Consider the following 21,573-nt stretch of genomic DNA (forward strand, 5'->3'; position numbering starts at 1 on the left):
TAGGCAGGACATTATGGAAAAAATGGTCAGGCTATCATCGCCGCAGTTTGGTGGAAACCAAGATGCATTGCATCAAATTATTAGGCGATAAATTAATGGCAAGAAGCTTTCCTAGTCAGGTGAATGAAATTCATGCACGTGTAGCAGTCCTCAACAGATTTACGGAATTAGGTCGACCACTTACCCAAGTTACGCCTTAAATTTGGCTCAATTAGGGGCGCTTTGCATTTCAAATCTTTGTGCAACAAAGCCGATGGAAAGTATCTACACGGATGAATACAGATATGGTGCTCGATGCACTTGAGCAAGCATTGCACGATCGAGGCATGCCAAAGAATGTGATTCATCATTCCGATAGAGGTGTTCAATATCTTTCTATTCGCTATACCAATCGTTTAGAAGCTGCAAATTTACGAGCATCAGTCGGTACGACTGGTGATTCATACGATAATGCTTTGGCTGAAACAGTGAATGGCTTATACAAAACAGAGGTGATTGAGTATTTAAAAGCAGATTGGAAAGGTTTAGCGGATGTACAACTTGCGACACTCAACTGGGTAGATTGGTTCAATAAAGAGCGTGTACACAGTGCATTGGGTTACAAGTCGCCTTTTGAGTTTGAAGCAATGTACTATGATAAGATTAACCCGTTAGGTCAGGTGGCCTAACTTAAATAAAAAAGTCTCCGACAAACCCGGTACGGTTCAGTCTCAATTTTCACACTTCATGCAACAGAGTCGTTTTTATCCTAAGGTCCTTACCACTTGTATTCTTTACGAACATATATCAAAAAAAGTGTAGCAAGTTGCTACACTTTTCGCTAGATCAACTCTTTACCAAAAATATCATTCAGTCTTTCACGAATACTATGGACGAATTCCGGATTACTTTTAAGTTTATGCTTCATATTTCGTTTAAAGTCATTCAACCCCATACCAATTTCAGCAAAATCCATTTGGAATAAAGTGTCATTAATGACAATATTTGCTTGAGAGTCAGTGAGGCATCCTACTTTTTTAAACCACTTCTTGAACTGCTGATAATTTTCATCATTATTAAAAATATACCAAGAACGTACATTCATATCGAATTTAGCCCCTAATTCTTTTACGGATGCATTGTCTTCAAATGGAACATCAAGATAGATTTTTTCAATCACTGCAAATTCATCCAGTGCCTTATCAGCAATCCGATGATGCAGTTTAAAATTCACACCTACAATTGGACGGCCTTTCTTAACGGTTTCATACTCTAATTGTAGATCTGTATTTTCGTTAATTTCTGCCACTATTTTGTCTAATACATAGCGTCTAAAATCTACCCAGCGATCATATTTGGTTTCATTAATATCAATCAGTGCTTTCAAGTTTTCTAAAAGTAATGGCACTTCATAACTCTTTTGATTGGCGTACTTAAATTCATTTTTAATGAAATAAGTATAGAGACTCATACTGGCAACAGAATCTAGGGCAAAAAGATGTTTTAGCTGATAGGTAGTAAAATTACCCCCAGCCAGTTGAGTGAAATACGGCAACACCTCACTGGTAAAACGAATCTGAATCGCATTTTTAGAATCATCTTCCCATCTTAACTCACGGATAATGGGAACGACAGAATGTACTTTTTTAGTCTTTCTTTTACCATTATCAGCAGGCTCCTCAATAATAAAATGAGCTACCCGGGATGAAAGCTCTTTGTAGATCCGATCTATTGCAACATTAATTGAATTACGTTTATTTAATCCTAGTAAATCTGCCAAATCATCCTTATACAAATAAATATAAGTTTGTTCGGTAATTTCACCATCTACCCTATTTTTCTCACTATAATTCGCAACCGCCATTGCATATAGAAGTGCCTTATATTCATTGGCTGATAATTCGATTGGGCGAATTAAACGGTTACTGGTACTGACAACGCCATTATGGCGAATGTTGCCTATACAGTAAGGAATATAATTCGATTCTTCTTGCAATGGTTCAGATTCTGTCATAACCGTGATATTTATAATTTAACTTAGTTTTTATATACAAAAGTGGAAAAACTTTCAAGACTTTCACCACAAGATTCTAAAAGTGGAAAGTTTGTCATCAAAAAGAAGCATTTTAGCCGGTTTTCTGCATTTAAAGTGGAATTAATTATAATCTTTCCACCCTATGATGACAGACCTTCCACCTTTAGTCTCGAAATTACAGTTCAGAAGGCCTATTTTTACTTTTTTCATTCAGATCTAGTTAGGTTAAGTCAGATAAAAACCCTGATGTGACAAGGCTTCCACCTTTTTGTTAGATTTAAAAGGTATAACTGCACATATAATCATCAGGAAATATCCAATAAAAAAAGATTATCCACAGGTTAAGAAGATACAGTGACAATCTTTCCACCTTTAAAGCTTAGTTATGAGACTTTATTAACAGCTTAAATATTTGTTTTTGCAATTATTTTTAAATAAAAATAGCAGATATAAAAATAGCAGTGACAAACTTTCCACCCTAGTGACAGACCTTCCACTTTAGAGTGACAAACCTTCCACTTTAGAGTGACAGACCTTCCACTTTAGAGTGACAAACCTTCCACTTTAGAGTGACAAACCTTCCACTTTAGAGTGACAAACCTTCCACTTTTAAATCTATAAGCATTTGTTTTATATAATAAAAATATGATCCTAATTATTAATTAGCTAAATAACTAATTATTCTAATTTTTAATTAAGCTAGCTTAGTTAAAAATTTATTTTTTAAACTGTTTTACAGCTGAATAAATAGGATTTATAAATTTAAAAACTATAGTAAGATGAATGAAAGTTATTTATATTACTAAACATTCAAATAAGGAAGCATCTGACACGCATGTCTGCAAAAATTATTACTGTTGCTAACCATAAAGGCGGATGTGGCAAAACAACGACTGTTGTACACCTAGCCTCAGAACTTGCCAATCTGGGCAACAAAGTTTTAGTCATTGATTTAGATCCTCAAGCAAACGCAAGTTTACACATTGGGATCCAACATCCAAGCGAAATTGCTGTCACTACAGCAGAATTACTAGTGGGCGATATTTCGTTGTTGGCAGATGCATTACAAGAAGAAACGAACTTTGAAAAAGTATCATTAATTTATGGTTCCTTGAATTTAGGAAAAACTGAAGATCAACTAAAAGAAGAAGCTCCCCGTCCTTCAGAAGAGTTAAATATCAAGTTAAAACTATTAAAAGATCTATATGATTTTATATTGATTGACTGCCCACCTAGCCTTAAATTATTAACCAGCAATGCCCTGGCATCCTCAACACATGTCATTATCCCTATCGAATCAGGATCACAATATGGATTATATGGGGTAACAGATCTTTTAAATCATCTTGAAAAGATCAAACGTATTAATCCAGATTTAGAGCTTTTAGGCGCTTTACTAATTAAGCATGATGAACGTCAGAATGTCTGTAAGCTGATTCGGGATGAAGCCTTGAAACAAGTGGGTAAAATTTTAGAAACCACAATTCCTCAAAGTACTAAAGTCAATCAAGCAGCCATTCTGCAACAACCACTTTTGAAAGTAGAAAAAAATTCAAAAGTACGTAAGGCTTTTGAAAGCCTTGCCAATGAAATTGTATTGAAAATTTAAACCTGAGAGCATTATGGCAAGCACCAAAGAGCTTTTAGCTCAGAAACTGAAACAGAATACAGAAAAACATCAGCAAGCACAGAAAGACAATATTAAAGAGCTGAAAGAGTTTAGACGTAATGTCCCTATTGAGGATATCAGCCGAAGTCTAAACCAGCCGCGTAAAATATTTGAAGAATCACAGTTAAAAGAACTGGCGGATTCTATTAATGAAATCGGCCTTTTGCAGCCCATTACAGTGCGTAAACTGGATAATCTGAAATATGAACTGATTGCAGGCGAGCGACGCTTACGGGCACATCAGTTACTCGGAAAGTCTGTGATTGAAGCCATTATCATTGATGCAAATAATGTAGAAGCATCTTTGTTAACCCTGGCCGAGAATTTAAAGCGTCAGGATCTGACAGATTATGAGATTTTTATTGGCCTGAACTCACTTGATGAGAAATTAAAGAAAAACAAGCAACGTTTAGCCAATTCACTGGGTTTAAATCGCGAAGATATGTACAAGTATTTAGCATACGAAAAACTGCCGCAAGCAATTTTAAATGACCTTGATGTGGAACCAGGCTTGCTAGGCCGTACTGCTGCAACTGCATTCAAAAAATTTCTATCGGATCATCTTGAACAACTCTCTGAAGCCGAAGTGGCCTTACTCGGAGCTTGGGAAAAATTAAAAGACAAAAAACTCGAGCAAAGCAAAGTTACTACTTATGCTGAAAAACTATTGAGTCAGAATCCAGAAAAACTGACCACAACATCCGTGGTCAGAAAAATTGAATATGCCGGTAAGATTGCGGGGAATATCAAACTGAATCAAAAACAGCTTAAGGTTTCTCTGAATATCTCGGAAATTGACGAAGCCAGTCTCTTACAATTAGAAGATTTCTTAAAACAGCTGATTCAAAAAAGCGAAAAAGTGTAGCAAGTTGCTACACTTTCTTAGCACCCTGAAACTAATTACATCCTCATGCATTATTGAATTTTATTTTCTTAAGTATGCTTCTTTACATTTGGTCTTTGAGAGTACTGTTACTTCGGACTGAGATTAAATTCTGCCTTTCTTCTTGTGGAGTAGTTTTATATTTATCCGGAAATATTATATATGTCCATATAAGCACTCCCAGTTTTCAGGTTTTGTATCAAAATAATCAATTCTTATCAGATTTTTCGATAGGGAAGTATATATGCTGGTGGAACATAAATAATTTGGTGGTGTTTCAAAAGGTATGCTGCCGTTAAAAAAATACGTTATTAAGGTAAAAGAAAGTAAGCATCCAGCTAACACAGCCTTACCAAGCGATCCTATAAGCCTTAATTTAGTTCCCACCTAAAAACAAGTGGGGACTTAATCTATGAACATGGATATATATTCAGCAACACCTCCTGTTGCTAAAAAACGCAGAACATACAGCAAAGAATTCAAATTCAGTATTGTCAATGCCTGCAAAAATCCTAATACCTCGATCGCTTCGGTCGCACTGCAACATAGTATTAATGCCAACCTTGTCAGTCGTTGGATCAGGATCTTCAGGCATCATGAGGGTGCCGTGCAGGATCCTACTCATGTGAATCCAGCATTTATTGCTTTGCCTTACACTGCTGCAATCAGCCAACCTATTGATGAGAGGATCACGTTGTGTATCACCGTGCCTCATACGAATAATGATATTCAGCTAAAATGGCAAGTATCGAAAATATCTGCTTTAGCAGAATTACTCAAGGTACTTGCAACATGATCCGCATTGATGAAATCTGGCTTTCTACCCAACCTCTGGATATGCGTGCAGGTATGGATACGGTCATGGCGCAGATTATGAAAGCCTTTGGCTCAATCAAACCGCATTGCGCCTACCTGTTCTCTAATAAACGTGGCCATCGTATGAAAGTGTTGGTACATGATGGACTGGGCATCTGGCTGTGTGCCCGGCGGCTGGAACAGGGCAAATTTCACTGGGCTCAAGTTCACCAAGGTGAAACCGTGGCCCTCAGCCCGGAACAGTTACAGGCACTGATCCAAGGTTTGCCCTGGCAGCGCATTGGACGGCAGCAGGTGGTGACGATGCTTTAAAACAGGCTGTTCCATTCTGCTATTCTCCAAACGTTCTATTTCATTCTTCTCATGACCTCAGGCATACTGCGGTCATGAATACGCTGCCTGACTTAAGCCAACTGACCCATGAACAACTGCTGGAATTCACCAGGCAGTTGGCGATGCAGCATCAGTCTCTGGCACAATCAAATCAAGAATTAGAAAAATCAAACCAGCAATTAGATGCCAGAGTTCAACATCTTGAAGTCATCAATCAGCAATTAGATTCTAAAGTTCAACATCTTTCTATTCTCAATCAAAAATACGAGCATGAACTCGCACTATTTAAACAGCACAAATTCGGCAGTAAAAACGAACATCTCACTGCAAAACAAATCCACCTGTGGGATGAAGCGGTCGAAGAAGATATTGCAGCCGTTGATCTGGAACTGGAACGGCTGAATGCAGATAAAACCGATGCAGCGACACACAAAGCCAAAGCAAATAAACCTAAACGTCGACCACTGCCAGATCATCTACACACCATCCGTATTGAGCATGAACCTGCATCAACCCAATGTGCTTGTGGCTGCCAACTCCGTCGTATCGGCGAAGATGTCAGTGAAAAACTGCATTTCAGACCGGCACAGTTCTATAAGGAACAGCATGTACGTGGCAAATGGGTCTGTGATCAGTGCGACACCCTGACTCAGCAAGCGATGCCCGCCTATGTGATTGATAAAGGTATTGCCAGTCCTGAACTGCTCAGCCATGTGCTGGTATCGAAGTATGCCGATCATTTGCCGCTGTACCGTCAGCGCCTGATCTATCAGCGGGCGGGCATTGATCTGTCCAGATCCACGTTATCTGACTGGATTGGTCGCTGCGGTGTGGAACTGGAACCTCTGGCCAATGCCTTAAAACAGGTGGTGCTGCAACAGCGGGTGATCCATGCCGATGAAACGCCGGTCACCATCATGCGGATGGGTGAGAATGAGAAAAAACCGAAGAAAGGTTATGTCTGGGCCTATGCCACTACACAGTACAATCCAGTTCAAGCCGTGATCTATGACTTTCAGGATAGTCGTTCAGGTCAGCATGCTGAAGCGTTCCTGAAAGACTGGCAGGGCCATCTGGTCTGTGATGATTACAGCGGTTATAAAGCACGCTTTAAATCAGGTCAGGTCATTGAGGTGGGCTGCATGGCGCATGCGCGTCGTAAATTCCATGAACTGCATGTGACCAAAAAAAGTCAGGTCGCTGAACAGGCATTAGTGCTGATTCAGAAACTGTATGCCATAGAAGCAGAACTCAGGAAAAAGACCGATGGTACAGCAGAACAGCGCCGCGAATACCGACAACAGCATAGTCAACCGGTGATGCAACAACTGTATGAATGGCTCAACCAACATCAACTGACTGTGCCATCGAGTTCTCCAACCGCCAAGGCGATCAATTACACTCTGAAGCGTTGGCCAGCTTTAAGCCGCTATCTGGATGATGGCAATCTACCGATTTGCAATAACTGGGTGGAAGTGCGACACGAAGTCGCTTAATGAAGTTGTTCCCCCTGCGGGAACCACCCGTGTCACCGGGTGAATCTAGAAGGCTGAATAAAGAGCGCCTTCGACAATGTAACGAGGCACCGCAAGGTGCGGGGTATCAATCGTGAGAGACGTACCCTTCTGGCAGCCATAGCCGGACAAGGGCTAGATAATCGGTATGGTGAACACATGTGAATCTGCGTAACGATCGTTAAGTTGAACGAGCGGAAATGGCTGATACGCTCGAACCAAAACGGTAATGGAGGTGGGAATTGCGTCTTTCGACTACGCATTCGTGACCCATACGCCTCCCGGTCGATAGCAGGCACCTAAGCCGATGTACTTCAGTAAGCGGAACGTGGAAATCCCGTATTACTCCCATTGGGAAAGCAGTTTGCAAAAACTGCCCATGGTGATGCGGGCGAAGGAACGAGGAAAAAGCGAATGCCAGTCTGTAATGGGTTGGATAGAGGTTGAAACATTACCCCACGCGAAAGCGGGCTGACGTCCTTATGGTCTCTCATCACAAGAGAGTGTGTAGAACCCTTTTAATGGAGGGAGAGCAAATGAATGCAGCAGTATCAGCGTGTGCACCTTCCAGCACATCGTGGGACCCATCGATTGGATTGCTGTACAGCGTCATGTCAGAGGGCTGCAAGCGCGTATTGTGAAGGCGGTACAAGACGGCAGGCATAACAAGGCGAAAGCTTTGCAATGGCTGCTGACTCACTCGTTTAGTGGCAAAGCATTGGCCGTCAAACGAGTGTCTGAAAACAAAGGCAAAAACACGGCTGGGGTCGACAAGGTGACTTGGAATACACCCAAGGCCAAGACCGGTGCGATGATGTCGTTGAAGAGGCGAGGTTACACGCCCCTTCCGCTTCGGAGAGTCCTTATTCCGAAGAAAAATGGCAAGATGAGACCTCTCGGGATACCCACGATGAAATGCCGGGCCATGCAGGCGCTCCATCTGCTGGCTTTGGAACCCATCGCGGAGACCATCGCTGATCGGAACTCTTATGGATTCAGACCACAACGCTCAACCGCGGATGCTGCAGCACAGTGCTTTGGTGTGCTGTCAAGAAAAGTAAGTGCGGAGTGGGTGCTAGAGGGTGACATTCAAGGCTGTTTCGACAATATCAGCCATGACTGGATGATCGCCAACCTCCCAATGGACAAGGTGATTCTACGGAAATGGCTCAAAGCCGGTTACGTCTACCAAAGCAAGCTGTTTCCCAGTCTTTCCGGAACACCGCAAGGAGGTATTATCTCCCCGGTGTTGGCCAACATGACCTTGGACGGACTGGAAACGATGCTGGCGAAGAGGTTCCCTAACGCCAAATGGACAGGCAAAAAGCTGCAACTGGTACGGTATGCGGATGATTTCATCATCACGGGGTATTCTAAAGAGTGGCTCGAAAATGAAGTTCGCCCTGCCGTGGTTGAATTTCTGGCGCAGCGCGGTCTCGTGCTCTCTCAGGAAAAGACCAAAATCACGCACATAGGGAACGGGTTCGATTTTCTTGGGTGGAACGTACGCAAGTACAATGGCAAGCTACTGATCAAGCCGTCAAAGGCAAACATCAGTGCTCATCTCGATAAGCTGCGAGCATTAATCAATGCAAACAAAGCGACACGACAGGCCACTTTGATCGGTTTGCTCAACCCTATTCTAAGGGGTTGGGCCAACTATCATAGTTATGTCGTTGCCAAGAAGGTTTTCAACCAGGTAGACAGCGCAGTGTGGGAAATGCTCTGGCGATGGGCGGTACGTCGCCACCCTCGCAAAACACTCCGATGGGTCAAAGATCGGTATTTCAAAGTACAAGGAGCGCGTCGATGGGTGTTCTCATGTGATGAACAGTCCGCCGATGGTCGGAAGCGACAATACACATTAGTGTCTGCCTCGGACACGCCAATTGTGCGACATATCAAGATCAAGGCTGCTGCTAACCCTCATGACCCCGCATGGGATGAGTACTTCGAATCCCGATGGGGTAAAAGAATGCTGGTCTCCGCAAAGGGGCGAGCCAAGCTGTATCGGGTGTGGCTAAAACAAGGTGGTCGCTGCTGCGCCTGTCTTAAACCAGTCACCAAAGATACACCATGGCACAGCCGTCATATTGTGAAGCTAAGTCATGGTGGAACGGATGCAGTTGCTAATCTTGAGATTTACCATCTGTATTGTCCGAGGAGTGTTCAGTTTGCCAATGTCAACGATGTATAACCGGGTGCCGAATGGCGCCTTAGCAGAGGCTTGAGCCGTGTGCTGGGAAACTCGCATGCACGGTTCTTAGGGGGTTGGACGTAGGTAACTGCGTCTGACTACCCGACAATCAAATGCGACCTTGGGCGTTGGGACGTAAGAACTGGCTGTTTGCAGGTTCGCTGCGCAGCGGCCAGCGAGCGGCGAATATCATGACTTTAATCCAGTCAGCAAAGCTGAATGGCTTGGATCCGTATGCTTATTTAAGTGATGTGCTGAAAAGGCTACCGACACACAAAGTGACCCAAATTGAAGAATTGCTGCCGCACTGCTGGAAACCTAAATCGAATTAAAAATTGGTATGGGATTCAGCGGACGCTTACGACTCAAATATCTCTTGCCGTAGATAAAATTATAGATTGAATCTTTGAGCGCATATTGAGCAACAACTTGTGGTGTATCACCTGTATCCAAAAAAATGTAGCAGCTCTTAATTTCTTCTTGCATGGACAGATTTTTAGAAGTCATCACTCATAGCCTCTGATTTATTATTAGCGCGTACCCGAATTTTTTTGGTAGCAAGTGTTTTCCAACTTCGTCATTTTGTGGGTTCGCAATATTAAGCAAACTATTTTCCAAGCCAAATACAACGAGAATGGAAATAAGATTTTTTAGGTTAGAGCTGGGTTTGCCGCTTTCAAGTCGTGAGATTGTCTTTTCATCCACATGCACACGGTTAGCCAATTCGCTAATCGTCATATTCCGGTTCATGCGTGCTGTTTTGATTTAGTATAAAAATAAAGTTAGTAAATAAATCATATAATTCAGATACTTTTTTAGTAAATATAAAATCTATTTGATTCTATTTTGTTAAATTTGAGACTTTTATATTCTATTATTTTAACGCTAAAAATAATTTACCTGTGCAGAAAAAAAATGATGACACCATTGCTCATTGATGCATTAACAATATCTGAAGGTAGGTTTGAAAAACCATGCCCAGCTTTAGTTTTGAAAATGATGTTACTCAATGGGGAAATAAGCAGTGAGTTTTCAGAAAAAATTAAAAATCAAGCATTACTACTGCTCGCGATATCGTAAGTTACTGCTTGCTGTCGATAGGGATTTATGTAAGGTAATAAAAAGTCTAAAGGACAGTGTGAAAAGAAGACACTGGGGAAAATGGATAAAGCACAGGACAATATGGTGGTTGTAGACCAACTTCGGCTAAAGCGTTTAGATCCAGAAGAAATGATTTTATTTGGCGGATTCAAGCGGCAAGTGCAACAGTATAAAAACCAGCCATCACTTCACTCGGTGTATACTAACCTAGGGTTTTTCTAGGACGATGGTTGGGTGCAAATTCTATCTACTCTATTTGTTCCTTTGACACGTCATCAAACGATGATGATTTTGGCAGATATTGACGGATTAAACCATTCGTATTTTCATTTCTAGCTCGCTGAATAGACTTGTAAGGATCAGCAAAATACGTCTCTATGCCAGCATCAGTAATTCTTTTGTGTTCGGAAAATTCTTTGCCATTATCAAATGTCACACTATAAGCATGGCTCATTTGTAAACGATCTAATGCACAAGTAATCGTTTGAGAGGATGCTCTCGTTGGCCCTAAATGAACAATATGTACATACAGGCTCTTTCGATCAACGAGAGTCAATAAAGCACCTTTATGATGTTTACCAATCACCGTGTCACCTTCGAAATCTCCTAAACGTTGTCGTTGATCAAGGTACATCCAGCCAACCGCGTTGTGTTAAAGCACCTGAAATTTGTTCTGGTGACCAGTCCAAACCAATCAAATAATCAATATAAGCGAAGGCAAATGCTGTCATTGATGATGAAGGACGGTACCGTCTTTGACTTGCAAATTTAGCTGCCTGTTGAGCTCTATATCCACGTTGCCCAGTATTTCTTTTTAATTCACGGTAGATGGTTGATCGTGAAAGTCCTAACTCCCGAGCAAGGGTAGCGACTGAACTTTTACTTTTCAAATTTGCCAAGGACAAAATTCTTGAGGAATATCACGCCATGTGGCGCATGTACGCAGTTTCCATAAGATCGCTTCCATGATATTTCTACTATTCTTTGAACGGTAGCAATCATGTAATCGCATAGTATCTTGAATTTGCTGACAGATATCATCGGTAAGAAGAGTACGTGCCATTGAAAATATAGAAATAAAAATAAGTCAAAGGAAGATTTTAAGTATTTAAAACCAATTCTTCAAATGAGGACACGCCCTAATAATATTTATTAAGTCGATAATCGAGCTTTGCTCGACTAATACCCAACAAACGGGCCGCTTCAGACACATTGTGTTTGGCTTTTTGCATCGCGGTGATAATCAGTTGTTGTTCATGTTGTTCTAAAACCCCAACCTTGGCAAGGTCACCGAGATTTATTCCATTAAATGACCTTAATTATAAGTATATGATTTGATTACTGGTATATAGTTTTTGGTGGAGTAAAATTTTGATCAATTTAGATCATTTAATGTGGTTTTGGTCACTTCATTTTAGACATTTTAGTTTATAAAAGTCACCTATGTTTTGATGCTGATTTTCGTGAGAAATAATAACAATATATAGTTTAATATAATGATTATTAATAATTTATAAATCGACTACAACATGTAGTAGCGAAGATGCTCAAAATGCACTTACTACGTAACATCAGTTAAATAAAAGTCTCCCACAAACCCAATACGGTTCACTTGGGCCTATGCAGTCTGAAATAGGTTTATAAACTTAATCTGATCTTAAGAACTTAATGTTAGCTTTGTAGAGAAAATCTCTTGAAGGATGAAACGAGTGGATCAGCGAGTAGATGTACTAAATTTTAAAAAACTATTATATCTAATGAGCGTCTTGATCTTGATTAGCCTTGGGCTATGGTGGGGAAGTAAGCTGCTCTCGAATAAAAATATAGAGGCTAAAGTAGAGAGACAGGTTTCAGAGGCTGAGAGGAGTCCTGAAGTCTCAGAGCAACAAATCTTAATTTCTTCAAAACAAATTGAGCAAGTTGGGATCAAATTACACACATTAGGTGCTTCTTCTACTAACATACAAAAACAAATTATTTTACAAGGGCAAGTACAGTGGTCACCAGAAAGCAAAGTTGTACTGACTAGTCCTGTTTCAGGAATGGTGCAGCAAGTTTTGGTACAACCCTTGGCAGAAGTTACCCGGAATCATCATGTACTTGCTGTACATAGTCCAGATTTAATTCAGATTCAAAATGAAATATTGCAGCTTCGTGCTCAACAACAATTAGCCCAGCAAAATTTAACACGTGAACGTAGCTTATATGCTGAAGGCATTATTGCCGAGAAGCGTGTGCAAGAGGCACAGAATCAAGTACAGCGTCTTAATATTAACTTAGGTGCAAAACAGCGAATGCTGCAATTTATGGGAGGAGGGCAGGTAAATAGTCTAAATTCCATTGTCTATGTTAAAAGCCCAACAAGTGGTTATATAGAAAACTTACAGGTTTCTACAGGTCAGTATGTTGAGGCTGGTACAGTATTAGGTCAACTTGTAAACGCTGATTCACCGTTACAATTGTTATTACAAGCTAATTTAGCTGACAGTAAATATGTGCATATTGGGGATGTTGTTCAGGTTGAAGGTTGTGATATTACAGGGCATATACAAAATATCGCTCCAGCACTTGTAGGGAATACACAAACTCAAAATATCATCGTACAAATGGATACCAAACATAATTGTTTGCGGGTGCAACAATTTGTCAAAGTTCATGTTCAAAGTAAGCAGCCAACAGTAATTGCAGCATGGCCAGTACCAAGTACTGCCATAACCTCACAAGATGGTAAACACATTATTTTTGTTAAAAATCAGAAGGGGTTTGAAGCTGTAACGGTTGAAGTTCTATCAGCTGATCAGCAGCAAAGTTATATTACAGCTGAAAAATTAAAACCCAAAATGCAACTTGCTATCAGTGGTGTAGAGCGTCTCAAGGCGGTGTGGTCTGGCTTTGGTGCAGAGCAAGCACCTATTAGCACTACAGAACGTTGAGGTGAGACATATGTTAAAACGTCTTATCGCCTTTTCACTTAGTCAGCGCATTTTAATATTATTGCTCACATTGGCGATCAGTGTGGCAGGCTACATTGCTTTTACGAAACTACCAATTGATGCTTTTCCTGATGTGTCAAGTACGCAAGTACAAATTGTGATGAAATCGCCCGGCATGACGCCCGAAGAGGTGGAAAGCCGTATTGTTGTACCCATTGAACAAGAAATGTTGGGAATATCTCATCAGACAGTAATGCGTTCGCAATCTAAATACGCGATTGCGATTATCACATTAGACTTTGCTGAAGGCACTGACCCTTATTGGGCTAGACAACAGGTGAATGAACGTTTAAGTAATGTGATGTCTGCATTACCAAGTAGTACGTCAGGTGGAATTGCACCCATGACGACCCCATTAGGTGAATCTTTTATGTTTACCTTACATGGGCCACTCAGTGATATGGAAAAACGAACTCTACTTGATCGGGTGGTTCGTCCACAACTTCGTAAAATTGAAGGGGTCGCCGATGTTAACGCTTTGGGGGGACTTGTTCGTACATTTGAAGTGACCCCTAATTTAGAGGCCCTGGCGGCACGAGGCTTATCTTTAACACAGCTACAACAGGCAATCGAGCTAAATAATGCCAGTGATGGTGCTGGGCGGCTTAATGAAAATGGAGAGTCATTACTGATCCGAAGCGATAGCCGCGTCAGAAACCTTGAAGAGTTAGGCGATATTATTGTTTCTAGCCATCAAGGAACATTGGTGCGGGTTAAAGATGTTGCACAGGTACATACTGGAGCACTCACACGCTATGGTGCAGTGACTGAAAATGGCCAAGGTGAGGCTGTCCAAGGTATTGTATTAACTTTAAAAGGTGCGAATGCACGTCAAGTCGTTCAACATGTTCGTGAGCATTTGTCCGACATTGAAAAAACTCTGCCACAGGGTACAACGATTGAACCATTTTATGATCGTGGTGAGTTGGTAAACCGAGCCATTCATACCGTAAGTAAAACGTTATTAGAAGCTATTGTCTTAGTCTTGATTTTACTTTTATTGTTCTTAGGAAACCTAAGGTCTGCTTTAGTGGTTGCGGCAGTTTTACCATTATCTGCACTAAGTACTTTTTTGATGATGCACCATTTTGGTTTAAGTGCCAATTTAATGTCTTTAGGTGGTTTGACGATTGCGATTGGTTTATTAGTGGATGCTGCAGTTGTAGTGGTTGAAAATATTGAAATGCAACTTGCTGAAGCAAAAGAGTCACCGCAACGTTCTTTTTTACCGCCATTAAATATGATTTACCGCGCAGTGTCTGAGGTTGCAGTACCAGTCACAGCAGGCATGATCATTATTATGTTAGTGTTTATTCCATTGGTCACGCTTGAAGGATTGGAAGGGAAGCTCTTTTCACCTGTGGCTTTAACAATTGTATTTGCTTTATCAAGTTCACTAATTTTTTCTTTGACAGTGATTCCTGTACTGTGTTCATTCTTTCTAAAACCGAAAGCACATCACACACCCTTTTTAGTAGCTAAATTAGAAACTGGTTACCGAAAACTTTTGAATCTGAGTTTAGCCCATCCTAAACAGATTTATGTCTTAGCAGGTGGTACCTTACTTCTGGCTGCATTGATTTTCCCATTCATTGGAAAGTCATTTATGCCAACCATGGATGAGGGAGATACTATTTTACAGTTAGAAAAAATCCCTTCGATTAGCTTACAAAACTCAATTGCATTAGATCTGGATATTCAAAAACGTATTTTGGAACAAGTGCCTGAAGTTGAAAGAATTGTGGCACGTACAGGTTCTGATGAATTGGGATTAGACCCTATGGGGTTAAATGAAACAGATAGTTTCATTGTGCTAAAACCACAAACGCAATGGCAAGTCAAAAATAAAGAGCAAATTTTAGAAAAAATTCGTCTTGTACTTCAAGATGTTCCTGGCGTGAACTTAACATTTAGTCAACCCATAGAGATGCGCACTTCAGAAATGTTGTCTGGAGTACGAGGAGATTTGGCTGTCAAAATTTTTGGAAGTGATTTAGACCAGCTTAATGATTTATCAAAGCAAATTGCAATAGTTCTACAAGGCATTGAAGGCAATGAAGATGTCATGACACTCGAAAATTCGGGAGTACAGTATCAAGAGCTGCGAATCCATCGTGATATGGCTATACGAAATCAATTGGACAGTCAAAATGTTCAAGCCCAACTCAAGATGCTCGTGGAAGGCAAAGAAATAGGTTCCATTATTGAACAGGGGCGCCCTGTTCCATTAATGATGAAAGGGGATCCACGTTTGGGAGAGTCGAGTTTTGAATTTTCCAATATTGCCTTGCCAATTGAGAATGCAGCTGCAGTGCCATTGTTATCTTTAGCAGAAGTGGTTAAGACTGAGGGTGTCGTAAAAATTGATCGTGAAAATGCATCACGAATGTCAGTGGTACGTGCCAACGTACGTGATCGTGATTTAGTTAGTTTTGTAGATGAAGCAAAACAATTGGTTGCAGAGAAAGTCAAGTTACCAACCGGCTACTCACTCAAATGGGGGGGGCAATTTGAAAACCAACAACGTGCGGCTGCTCGCTTAATGCTTGTTGTACCTGCTGCATTAACAATGATCTTCTTTTTACTATTTACGACTTTGGGTTCGGTGCGTCAAGCCGTATTGGTTTTCGTCAATATTCCCTTTGCGTTAGTCGGTGGAGTATTTGCATTAGCATTAACAGGTGAGTATTTATCTGTTCCTGCATCAGTTGGTTTTATTGCCTTGATGGGGATTGCTGTACTGAATGGTTTAGTGATGATTAGTTATTTTAATCAACTGATTTCTCGTGGTGTTGCAATTGAGGAAGTTGTTCGTGAAGGTGCTATGCGCCGTTTACGTCCAGTCATGATGACCGCGAGTATTGCAGCTTTAGGTTTGATCCCATTGTTATTTACTACTGGCCCTGGTGCCGAGATTCAACGTCCATTGGCGATAGTTGTGATTGGAGGGCTTATTTCTTGTACTTTGCTGACTCTGATTTTACTTCCTAACTTGTTTAAAAAATTTGGTTTAGCGCGAGATCATCATGTCTGAAATATGCCAACTCTCTATTAACGTGTCCTCTGATATTGCTGAAGAACTTATGGAGCATTTGTGGTTAATTCCTGAGTTGATTTCAGGGTGTACTTGTGTCAACGCACAAGGGTTTGGTAATCGCCAACATTATCGTAATGTTCAGGAAAAAATTCGCGGAGCAACTGAACGGAATCTTATATTGCTGATTGTACAACACGAATCTGTATCATTGGTTTTGGCGCATATTCAGCAAAAATTTAAATCAAGTGATTGTTTTTATTGGGTCATACCTACATTAATTTCTGGTTATATGAGCCAAGGAGCACTTGACTAATGACATTAAATATCAAATCAACACTTCTAGGCCAAATTTGGTATCTGTTTGGGTTGGGCTATTGTTTTACAGTGGCTTCGACAGCAATTGCAAAACCTCAACTTGAAGCTGCTTTGCCACCACTTGAAGCAGTACAACAGAGTCTAGTAGAACATCCGAATGTGCGTGCTGCAATATCAGAGCAAGATTATGCAGACTTTGCCCGACAAGGATTAAAAGTAGGGCAAAATCCGTGGACTGTTACAGCCGGTATGCAAGTACGTAAGACGGATACACAACTAGAGCGAAAACAAGCCAATAGTTATGAACCTAGTTTGGGGATAGAAAAACAAATACGTTTGCCTAATAAATACCGGCTAGATCAAGATCTAGCACAACGTATTTCAAGTATTGCAGAACTGAAGTATGAGAATGCTCAACATCAAGCATCTAAAATGTTGTTAAATAGTTGGTTTGCTTATATGCGAAGCACATTGCATTTGAAGCGACTGCAAGAACAGCTGGATCAAATTCAGCAATTTATCCAAGTGACTGAACAACGTATTCGAGCAGGAGATGCACCACGACTTGAGCTAATGCTCTTGAAGAATGAGTACCAACAACTTGAGGAACAATATATGCAAGCTAAAGCTGCATATATTCAAGCTCAGCAATTGTTGGCCCGCGATTATAGAGGAAAGATCCCTGAACAGTGGAGCAGCGATGTTATACAGCCTAGCCCTATACAGTATAGTCAAGCAGAGTGGGTACAGAAAATTTTGTCAGTTAATCATGAGTTAGCACTCGTAAGGATGCAAGCTACACAGCAATACGCAGTATTAAAAAGAGAGCAGCTTAATAGACTGCCAGATCCTACGATTGGTTTTGGTTACAGTAGGGAGCAATCGGGAGAGGAGAATTTATTAGGGGTTAGTGTTTCAATTCCTTTGACTGCGCGACAAGTCGGTATTGCTTCAGGAATGGCAGCGGCAGAAGCAAAAAAAGCGGATTTGGAGGTATTGCGTGTAGAAAAACGTCTGCGTCAAGAAATACAGGGGTGGGTGATTCAAATGGAGTCAGCGACTGTACGGAATACGAAGGCGCAAGAAAACTTACAACTGTTGCAACAACAACATCACTTGATGCAAAAAGCGTATAAATTAGGTGAGTTGAATCTCAATGAGCTTTTGTTGCATTCGCAGCAATTGATTGAAGCACGTAGCCGAGTCGATCAAGCTAAAGTAGATTATGCAGAAAGTATGAGTTCCTTATTACTTGATTCTCATCAATTGTGGCCTTTACATGAGATGGATAGAATTTAACAGTAATATTTACGAGCATAGTAGGGATTATAAATTTGCGCTGTAGTTTGGTAAGCAAGAGAAAAAGGTGTTATGAGAGTTCTATTGGTAGAAGATGATAGCTTGTTGGCAAAAGCAACTGCACGTGGTCTAGATCAAATGGGCTTTGTAGTTGACATTGCGAGCACAGCAGAGCAAGCGTACCATTTTTTAGTGAGTTATCATTATCACTTTATTCTACTAGACTTAGGTTTGCCTGATCGAAATGGGATTGAAATTTTAAAATCACTACGTCGCAAAAAGAATCAAGTTGGAATTATTATTCTGACTGCTCAAGATCAGGTTGATGATCGTATTACAGGTCTAGAGGCAGGAGCTGATGATTTTGTTGTTAAACCTTATGATTTACATGAGGTCGTAGCAAGGATTCATGCTGTATTACGCCGAATTTCAGGAGAGGTAGGGGACCTAATTCAGGTTGGAAATATTAGTATTAACAAAGCGAGTAAACAAGTACTGTTAAATCAAGTCGAAATTGAGTTGACACATAAAGAGTTTCATTTATTGGAGTTATTTACTCTCAATCGTGGTCGTGTAATTTCGCGTGAAAATATAGAAAATTCATTTTATGCTTATGACGTTGATGTGAGTAGTAATGTTGTACAAGTCTATATTCATAACTTGCGTCGGAAATTAGGTAAAAATATTATCCGTACAGTACAAGGTTTTGGATATATCATGGATGAACAGCATTAAATGGCTGATCCAATTCGCAGCTATTCATTAACCCAGCGCTTATCTATAATTTTACTGGCAATTACCACTAGCGTTTGGTTGGGTAGTTTAGGAAGTATTTATTGGGGAATGCAAAACACTGCCAATAATATTTTTGATAAGTCATTAGCAGAAACTGCTCATGCTTTATTGTCTACGACTCTAAGTACCCTAGATGGAAAAGTACCGCAGCATACAGTGATTGAAAAAGCTAAGGGTGAGCATTATGACCAAATTGTATTTCAAATTTGGCATCGTGATGGACAATTAATTTATCGTTCTATTGGTGTGGAAACACAGCCATTTGTTCAGCAAGATAATTTTGGTTGGATTAAACTGAATAATAATACTTATCGTAGTTATTCTGTTTGGGATAGTACGCATACAATACAGGTACAAATTGCGCAGGTTTGGACAATTCGAAAAGATATTCAGCAAGATATGTTGCTGTTTTTGATTTTGGTTTCAATCATATTTTTGCCATTATTATTATGGTTGATTATTTGCACGATCCGTCGTCATTTATTGGCTGTATATAGCATTAGTCAAAACTTAGAAAAACAATCCATTGAACATTTAAATCCAATTAAGCCAGTTGTACCGAAAGAAATAGAACCTTTAGTGAGCTCTTTAAATACCTTACTTAGTGAGATTGCTGAAAGTATGCAACGTGAAAAACGTTTTACCTCAAATGCCGCTCATGAACTCCGTACACCATTAGCTGCTATACGCTTACATGCCCAAGTACTTCAAAATGCACGTTCCAATGAGGAGTCTAAGGAAGCTGCACAGGACATTATTACAGGAGTAGACAAAGCATCAAGAATGATTACTCAGTTGCTTACATTAGCGAGGCTTGAACCGAATGCCACACAAAACAAAAGCAATATTGATTTGGTAGATATTGTTAAAGGTACAGTTGAAATGATGGGTATTCAGTTCAGAAAAGCAGGTGTAGACTTACAATTGCATCTCACCTCAGTGTGCGTTTGGGGGCAGTCAGATCAGTTGGAAATTATGTTGAGAAATATACTCGAAAATGCCATTCTTTATCGTAGTTCAATACATAAACCTATTATTAAAGTCAGTTGTGGAAGTATTGGAAATGGTAGTTTTATACAGGTTGAAGATAACGGCATAGGTCTAGATGAAGCACAAATCCCATTTATATTTCAGCGTTTTTATAGAATAAATCAAGCCAGTTCTGTAGTAGGAAGTGGTCTGGGATTATCTATTGTGAAGCAGATTATTGACTCTCATTTAGGCAAGATTACTTTACAACGTGCAAATGCAGTTGGAGGATTGATTGTCAGAATTGAATTTTTCAAAAAATTGAATATTTATTAAAACGATAGTCAAAAAAATAGATTTTATCATATTGATTTATAAATTTAATTTAAATGCTGGCGTATATCGTTGTCCACTCATAATGTTCTCTCCTATGCAAAAAGAATAGACGAAATTTGTCTAGGAGACTTGCCGAGACTTATAACATCTCGCATGATAGTGTAAATCGCTTTCTAGAACGTGAAGACTACACACCTCACGACCTATATCAAGAAGCAATTCAACATATTGATAATAATAAACTTATAGTCAGTATTGATGATACTGTTTTAGATAAACCCTATAGTCAACATATGGACTTGGTTAGCTATTTTTGGTCAGGCAAACACCACCGATCCGTCAAGGGTATTAATCTCATTACCTTGTATGCGACAGATCAGAATGGTCAAAATATTCCAATTAATTTCCGAATTTATGACAAATCTGAAAGTAAAACCAAGAATGATTACTTTATGGATATGTTAAGTGAAGCACTCAGTTGGGGTGCAAAGATTCAATTTATTACAGGTGATAGTTGGTATTCATCGACTGGAAATCTAAAAACCATAAGAAAATATGGTATTCGATTTATGTTTGGTATCGACTGTAACCGTAAGGTTTCCCCAGAAAAAGGACAATGGTTTCAACTGCGTTTATTGCCAAATTTCCATCAGGGTCAAGTGGTCTGGCTCAAAGATTTTGGCTTTGTACAATTATTTAAGACTCAGTTAAAAGAACAGCAGAGGTTTTATATTGTGCATCAAGATGAAGATGATTTATTGTCCTTTGAGGGTTTTCATGAATTACATTCAAGTCATTGGAAAATAGAGCAATATCACCGGGTGATTAAACAGGTTTGTCATATTGAAAAGTTTCAAGTAAGACGATCTAAACTGATTTTGAATCATATTTTTTCAGCCTTGATGGCCTACGTCGAGATACAAAAGAACCAGTTTGAGCGGATCTTTGAAAATGTATATCGTTGGCAGAAGAAATTATTTAGACCAGTTATCAAAAACTTCATTGATGACTTTATTCTCGATAAAAATCATCTGCTACCACAGAGAATCTATAAATAATAGTGCGTAAGTCCTATATATTATCTTTCTCACAATTTCATAAATATCAATTATCTAATAAGTTGACAAAAACAACTAATCATGCGAAAAAGTTTTTTTAGTTAACAGATGTTCACACATGCCTCGAATTGTTTCTGTACCACTTAGTTTAGAACAGCGAGAACGACTCATTTTTCTGGCCAAGCATGCAAAACATTGGCGTGAAAGACAACGTGCCCAAACTATTCTCTGGCTTTCTGAAGGT

The 21,573-nt window shown here is 39.9% G+C and carries 14 protein-coding genes and 9 pseudogenes; 18 read left to right on the forward strand and 5 right to left on the reverse strand.

Going from position 1 to position 21,573, the window contains the following annotated elements; genetic code table 11:
* Both FTU38_RS15065 and FTU38_RS15070 read left to right on the forward strand, forming a co-directional pair.
* Nucleotides 1-200 (forward strand): annotated as a pseudogene (locus tag FTU38_RS15065) (IS5/IS1182 family transposase); the annotation flags it as partial.
* A 54-nt stretch (nucleotides 201-254) separates the two neighbouring features.
* Nucleotides 255-668, forward strand: a pseudogene (locus tag FTU38_RS15070) (integrase core domain-containing protein); the annotation flags it as partial.
* A gap of 152 nt (nucleotides 669-820) precedes the next feature.
* Here the strand turns inward: FTU38_RS15070 and FTU38_RS15075 are convergent.
* Nucleotides 821-1,993, reverse strand: coding sequence for a replication initiation protein (locus FTU38_RS15075; protein WP_127800989.1), 1,173 nt, complete (start codon nucleotides 1,991-1,993; stop codon nucleotides 821-823).
* 856 nt (nucleotides 1,994-2,849) lie between these two features.
* On the opposite strand from FTU38_RS15075, the gene FTU38_RS15080 reads away from it, so the two are divergent.
* From FTU38_RS15080 to FTU38_RS15110, 7 genes and pseudogenes are all read left to right on the forward strand, one after another.
* Nucleotides 2,850-3,623 carry a ParA family protein gene (locus tag FTU38_RS15080; protein ID WP_127800991.1) on the forward strand — a complete coding sequence of 258 codons (774 nt, stop codon included), beginning with the start codon at nucleotides 2,850-2,852 and terminating at the stop codon, nucleotides 3,621-3,623.
* A gap of 13 nt (nucleotides 3,624-3,636) precedes the next feature.
* Nucleotides 3,637-4,548 (forward strand): ParB/RepB/Spo0J family partition protein, encoded by a 912-nt coding sequence (locus tag FTU38_RS15085; RefSeq protein ID WP_127800993.1) that lies wholly within the window; start codon nucleotides 3,637-3,639, stop codon nucleotides 4,546-4,548.
* Nucleotides 4,549-4,978: 430 nt separating this feature from the next.
* Nucleotides 4,979-5,362 (forward strand): transposase, encoded by a 384-nt coding sequence (locus tag FTU38_RS15090; RefSeq protein ID WP_180009506.1) that lies wholly within the window; start codon nucleotides 4,979-4,981, stop codon nucleotides 5,360-5,362.
* Nucleotides 5,359-5,694, forward strand: a complete 336-nt coding sequence (tnpB, locus tag FTU38_RS15095; protein WP_159153866.1) for an IS66 family insertion sequence element accessory protein TnpB — start codon at nucleotides 5,359-5,361, stop codon at nucleotides 5,692-5,694. Before FTU38_RS15090 ends, tnpB begins: the two co-directional genes overlap by 4 nt.
* A gap of 74 nt (nucleotides 5,695-5,768) precedes the next feature.
* Nucleotides 5,769-7,190: pseudogene (locus FTU38_RS15100) on the forward strand (IS66 family transposase); the annotation flags it as partial.
* Between the two features lie 575 nt (nucleotides 7,191-7,765).
* Nucleotides 7,766-9,426, forward strand: a pseudogene (gene ltrA / locus FTU38_RS15105) (group II intron reverse transcriptase/maturase).
* A gap of 104 nt (nucleotides 9,427-9,530) precedes the next feature.
* Nucleotides 9,531-9,758, forward strand: a pseudogene (locus FTU38_RS15110) (transposase domain-containing protein); the annotation flags it as partial.
* Nucleotides 9,759-9,936: 178 nt separating this feature from the next.
* Here the strand turns inward: FTU38_RS15110 and FTU38_RS15115 are convergent.
* Entirely contained in the window at nucleotides 9,937-10,191 is a 255-nt protein-coding gene (locus tag FTU38_RS15115) for a helix-turn-helix domain-containing protein (protein ID WP_370530233.1), read from the reverse strand.
* A gap of 150 nt (nucleotides 10,192-10,341) precedes the next feature.
* On the opposite strand from FTU38_RS15115, the pseudogene FTU38_RS16915 reads away from it, so the two are divergent.
* A pseudogene (locus tag FTU38_RS16915) lies at nucleotides 10,342-10,668 on the forward strand (hypothetical protein); the annotation flags it as partial.
* 61 nt (nucleotides 10,669-10,729) lie between these two features.
* On the opposite strand, the pseudogene FTU38_RS15120 reads toward FTU38_RS16915, so the two are convergent.
* The 3 genes and pseudogenes from FTU38_RS15120 to FTU38_RS15130 all read right to left on the reverse strand — a co-directional run.
* A pseudogene (locus FTU38_RS15120) lies at nucleotides 10,730-11,435 on the reverse strand (IS30 family transposase).
* Entirely contained in the window at nucleotides 11,414-11,590 is a 177-nt protein-coding gene (locus FTU38_RS15125) for a transposase (RefSeq protein ID WP_155757414.1), read from the reverse strand. The pseudogene FTU38_RS15120 and the gene FTU38_RS15125 overlap by 22 nt, the downstream one beginning before the upstream one ends.
* A gap of 76 nt (nucleotides 11,591-11,666) precedes the next feature.
* Nucleotides 11,667-11,795 (reverse strand): annotated as a pseudogene (locus FTU38_RS15130) (helix-turn-helix domain-containing protein); the annotation flags it as partial.
* Nucleotides 11,796-12,236: 441 nt separating this feature from the next.
* Between FTU38_RS15130 and FTU38_RS15135 the strand changes: the two are divergent.
* The 8 genes and pseudogenes from FTU38_RS15135 to FTU38_RS15170 all read left to right on the forward strand — a co-directional run.
* Complete coding sequence (locus FTU38_RS15135; RefSeq protein WP_004974297.1) at nucleotides 12,237-13,460, forward strand: efflux RND transporter periplasmic adaptor subunit; 1,224 nt, start codon at nucleotides 12,237-12,239, stop codon at nucleotides 13,458-13,460.
* Between the two features lie 10 nt (nucleotides 13,461-13,470).
* Nucleotides 13,471-16,554, forward strand: coding sequence for an efflux RND transporter permease subunit (locus FTU38_RS15140; RefSeq protein WP_004974298.1), 3,084 nt, complete (start codon nucleotides 13,471-13,473; stop codon nucleotides 16,552-16,554).
* A complete protein-coding gene (locus FTU38_RS15145; protein ID WP_004974301.1) occupies nucleotides 16,547-16,870 on the forward strand; it encodes a DUF3240 family protein in 324 nt (107 codons plus the stop codon). Before FTU38_RS15140 ends, FTU38_RS15145 begins: the two co-directional genes overlap by 8 nt.
* Nucleotides 16,870-18,171 carry a TolC family protein gene (locus tag FTU38_RS15150; protein ID WP_180111708.1) on the forward strand — a complete coding sequence of 434 codons (1,302 nt, stop codon included), beginning with the start codon at nucleotides 16,870-16,872 and terminating at the stop codon, nucleotides 18,169-18,171. Before FTU38_RS15145 ends, FTU38_RS15150 begins: the two co-directional genes overlap by 1 nt.
* Before the next feature lie 72 nt (nucleotides 18,172-18,243).
* A complete protein-coding gene (locus FTU38_RS15155) occupies nucleotides 18,244-18,906 on the forward strand; it encodes a response regulator (protein WP_004974305.1) in 663 nt (220 codons plus the stop codon).
* Nucleotides 18,907-20,271: an ATP-binding protein gene (locus FTU38_RS15160; protein ID WP_004974307.1), complete on the forward strand. Its 1,365-nt coding sequence runs from the start codon at nucleotides 18,907-18,909 to the stop codon at nucleotides 20,269-20,271.
* Between the two features lie 116 nt (nucleotides 20,272-20,387).
* Nucleotides 20,388-21,329, forward strand: a complete 942-nt coding sequence (locus FTU38_RS15165) for a transposase (RefSeq protein ID WP_159153750.1) — start codon at nucleotides 20,388-20,390, stop codon at nucleotides 21,327-21,329.
* A 118-nt stretch (nucleotides 21,330-21,447) separates the two neighbouring features.
* Nucleotides 21,448-21,573: pseudogene (locus FTU38_RS15170) on the forward strand (helix-turn-helix domain-containing protein); the annotation flags it as partial.

This window comes from Acinetobacter sp. YH12098 (assembly GCF_013419235.1).
Taxonomy (GTDB): domain Bacteria; phylum Pseudomonadota; class Gammaproteobacteria; order Pseudomonadales; family Moraxellaceae; genus Acinetobacter; species Acinetobacter amyesii.